This is a genomic window from Burkholderia sp. Se-20378, assembly GCF_017104665.1.
In the GTDB taxonomy this organism is placed as follows: Bacteria; Pseudomonadota; Gammaproteobacteria; order Burkholderiales; family Burkholderiaceae; genus Burkholderia; species Burkholderia lata.
On sequence record NZ_JAAGPG010000722.1, the window covers coordinates 1 to 3,591 of the forward strand.

Annotated in this window: 3 protein-coding genes and 1 pseudogene; 2 read left to right on the forward strand and 2 right to left on the reverse strand. The window is 67.0% G+C overall.

From position 1 onward, the window contains the following. The coding region (locus tag G3N93_RS36605; protein ID WP_206135203.1) for an efflux RND transporter periplasmic adaptor subunit at window positions 1–1,225 on the reverse strand (1,225 nt) is incomplete at its 3' end. Window positions 1,226–1,626: 401 nt separating this feature from the next. Between G3N93_RS36605 and G3N93_RS36610 the strand changes: the two genes are divergently transcribed. Next, window positions 1,627–2,268, forward strand: a complete 642-nt coding sequence (locus G3N93_RS36610; RefSeq protein ID WP_085043498.1) for a TetR family transcriptional regulator — start codon at window positions 1,627–1,629, stop codon at window positions 2,266–2,268. Window positions 2,269–2,365: 97 nt separating this feature from the next. On the opposite strand, the gene G3N93_RS36615 is transcribed toward G3N93_RS36610, so the two are convergent. Beyond that, entirely contained in the window at window positions 2,366–3,043 is a 678-nt protein-coding gene (locus G3N93_RS36615; RefSeq protein WP_206123466.1) for a cysteine hydrolase family protein, read from the reverse strand. A gap of 152 nt (window positions 3,044–3,195) precedes the next feature. Between G3N93_RS36615 and G3N93_RS36620 the strand changes: the two are divergent. Then, window positions 3,196–3,591 (forward strand): annotated as a pseudogene (locus tag G3N93_RS36620) (GlxA family transcriptional regulator); the annotation flags it as partial.

Here is a 3,591-nt window from a genome sequence, read left to right on the forward strand (position 1 = left end):
GAGCACCGGAAGCGGCAGCGGCGCCGGAACCGGCGGCAGCCGGCGCAGCGGACGCGGCAGCAGCACCCGATGCGGCATCGGCCGCCGGTGCGAGCTGTGCGGCGACCGTCTTCACGGTCGCACCCGGGCGCACCTTGTCGACGCCCTGCACGATCACGTGATCGCCCGCTTCCAGACCGCCTTCGACGATCCAGTTCGCGCCCTGCATGCCCGTCGTCTTCAGCGGACGCGGCTCGACCTTGTTGCTGGCGTTCACCACCATCGCAATCGCCTGGCCCTTCTGGTCATGCGTGACGCCGATCTGCGGCACCAGGAACGCGTTCTCGTTCACGCCTTCCTCGATTCGTGCACGCACGAACATGCCCGGCAGCAGCACGCGGCCCGGGTTCGGGAACACCGCACGGATCGTCACCGAGCCGGTGGTCTGGTCGACCGTCACGTCCGAGAACTGCAGCTTGCCCGGTTCGGAATAAGTCTTGCCGTCTTCCAGGATCAGCGACACCTTCGCCGCGCCCGGGCCGCTCGTCTTCAGGCGGCCGCTCTGCACGTCCTGACGCAGCTTCAGCCCGTCGAGGCTCGATTGCGTGAGGTCCACGTACACCGGATCGAGCTGCTGCACCGTCGACATCAGCGTCGCCTGGCTCGCCTGCACGTAGGCGCCCGGCGTCACCTGCGAGATGCCGACGCGGCCGGTGATCGGCGACACGACATCGGTATAGCCGAGGTTGATCTGCGCCGTGTCGACCGCTGCCTTGCCGGCCGCGACATCCGCCGCGGCCTGGCCTTGCGTGGCCACCGCGTTGTCGTAGTCCTGCTTGCTGACCGCGTTCGCGGCCACCAGCACCTTGTAGCGTGCGACCAGTGCGTTCTGCGTGACGAGGTTCGCCTGCGCCTTCGCGAGCGTCGCCTTCGCGCTGTTCAGCGCGGCGACGTACGGCGCCGGGTCGATCTTGTAGAGGCGCTGACCGGCCTTGACGTCGGTGCCTTCGGTGAATTCACGGCGCAGCACGATGCCGTCGACCCGCGCGCGGACCTGCGCGACGAGGAATGCACTGGTGCGGCCCGGCAGGTCGGTGAAGACCGGTACGGATTGCGGTTGGACGGTGACGACGCCGACTTCCGGCGTTTGCGGCGGCGGTGCCGATTCTTTTTTCCCGCACGCGGCCAGGAAAACGGCGGCCGTCGCGACAGTGATTAAGCGGTATGGAACCCGTTCGACGCGCATGGAGCGACCTCTGTGTATAACCAATGGAATAAGTGCCGCACCCAACCGGAGGGAGCGCAACACGGATGCGCCTCACGGCGCAGATCGAACACCTGAAATACTGGACTGCTAGATACAGCAAGCGGCACGAAACCTCCGTGCCGACAGGTTGCCCCGCACTGCGGACTGGAACTTTGGCGGGAATCAGCAGAGTGGGATATTAACTGATTGCCACTTGGGCCATTCGATCGTAGGGTGGTATTGTATATACATTCATGAATGTATGTAAAAAGCCCGTTTATGCCCCGCCTGCTGTCCATTCTTACGGATTGTTACCAACCGCAAGCATAGCCAGTCTATATGACTGCGACGAGGGTTGCAGACCCTATATTCACCTACGATCATTCCAATCAGGCCTGCACATGGTCAGACGTACCAAGGAGGAGGCGCTCGAGACGCGCAATCGCATTCTCGACGCCGCCGAGCACGTGTTCTTCGAGAAGGGCGTGTCGCACACGTCGCTCGCGGACATCGCCCAGCATGCCGGCGTGACGCGCGGCGCAATCTACTGGCATTTCGCAAACAAGAGCGAACTGTTCGACGCGATGTTCGACCGCGTGTTTCTGCCGATCGACGAACTGAAGCGGATGCCGCTCGACGCGCCGGGCGGCAATCCGCTCGACAAGATCCGGCAGATCCTGATCTGGTGCCTGCTCGGCGTGCAGCGCGACGCGCAGTTGCGCCGCGTGTTCAGCATCCTGTTCATGAAGTGCGAGTACGTCGCGGATCTCGAGCCGCTGCTCCAGCGCAACCGCGCCGGGATGAGCGAGGCGCTGCACGCGATCGATGCCGATCTCGCGGGGGCCGTGCGGCTCAAGCTGCTGCCCGAGCGGCTCGATACGTGGCGCGCGACGCTGATGCTGCACACGCTCGTCAGCGGTTTCGTGCGCGACATGCTGATGCTGCCCGACGAGATCGACGCCGAGCAGCACGCGGAAAAGCTCGTCGACGGCTGTTTCGACATGCTGCGCTACAGCCCGGCGATGCTGAAGGACGGCGACTGACCGCGCGACGCGCGCTCGCCTGCGGTTGTCGTTTCATCGGGCGGCGCGCCGACGTCGCCAACACGCTCCCCGCGCCCTCCCCCATCTCCTTCCAGTTTCAGGCCGCCTTCGCGCGCTGCGCGCGGGCCCGCTGGTTCGACGCGGCGACCGAATCGCGCTTCGGCATCGGCGCACCGGCCAGTCCCGCGATCCACGCGTCGGTCGACATCACGGCCGCGAAATTCGACTGGAACACCACCGTGTACGCGCGGTGAATCTCCTCGGCGCTCGCCGCGCCTGCTTCGTTCTCGTACGGCAGCGCGCCCGTCGCGTCGTTCAGGTACTCGACATTCAGCCCCGCGTGCGCCGCGTGATAGACCGTCGACGCATTGCAGTTGTGCGTCATGTAGCCGGCCACCGCGAGGGTGTCGATTCCGTGCGCCTCGAGCCACGCGGCGAGGTCGGTCCCGGCAAACGAGCTTGCCTGCTGCTTCTCGATCAGGTGCGCGTACGGCCGGCCGGCAACGACCGCGTGCAGCGCGACACCGTCGGAGCCGGGCGCGAAGATCGGCGCGCCGGCCGGCGCGACGTGCTGGACGACGATCACCGGCACGCCGGCCGCATGCGCGGCATCGATCGCGCGGCCGATGTTCGCGAGCGACACGTCGAGCGGCGGATACTCGATCGGCAGGTTGCCCGTCACGTATTCGTTCTGGACGTCGATCACGATCAGCGCGCGGCGGGCAGCCGGACGGGAAACGGTTTGGGAAGCGGAATGCGGGACGGCGTTCGACATGACGGGCTCCTGGTCCGGGGGCGCGGCCCCGCCCCGGAACGGGACGGCCAGCGGCGCGATGCGATGCATTGTCGGTGCGCATCGTGCACGGGGACAGTGGCCCGATAGCCATTCTTCGATAGAATCGGGCCATCGCCATTCCGGAGCCCGCCATGACCGCCGCCTCGTCCACCCGGCCCGCCCCGCCCGTTCCGACCGTCGTTGCCGTGATCGCGTACGACGGCATCAGCCCGTTCCACCTGTCGGTGCCGTCGGTCGTGTTCGGCAAGGAGCGCGACGCGGCCGCGTCGCCCGCGTTCGAGTTTCGCGTCTGCTCGGCCGAACGTGGTCCGCTGGCGACGACGGGCGGCTTCACGATCACCGCGCCATACGGGCTCGACGGGCTCGACGATGCGGACATCGTCATCGTGCCGGCATGGCGCGATCCGGACGAAGCACCGCCCGACGTGTTGCTCGACGCCGTCCGCGCGGTTGCCGCGCGTGGCGCGCAGCTCGTCGGGCTGTGCCTCGGCGCCTACGTGCTCGCCGCGGCCGGCCTGCTCGACGGC

Excerpts from the sequence above, each read along its gene's own strand:
- G3N93_RS36615 (WP_206123466.1), bottom strand. The coding sequence starts at position 3,043 with ATGTCGAACGCCGTCCCGCATTCCGCTTCCCAAACCGTTTCCCGTCCG.
- G3N93_RS36610 (WP_085043498.1), top strand. The coding sequence starts at position 1,627 with ATGGTCAGACGTACCAAGGAGGAGGCGCTCGAGACGCGCAATCGCATT.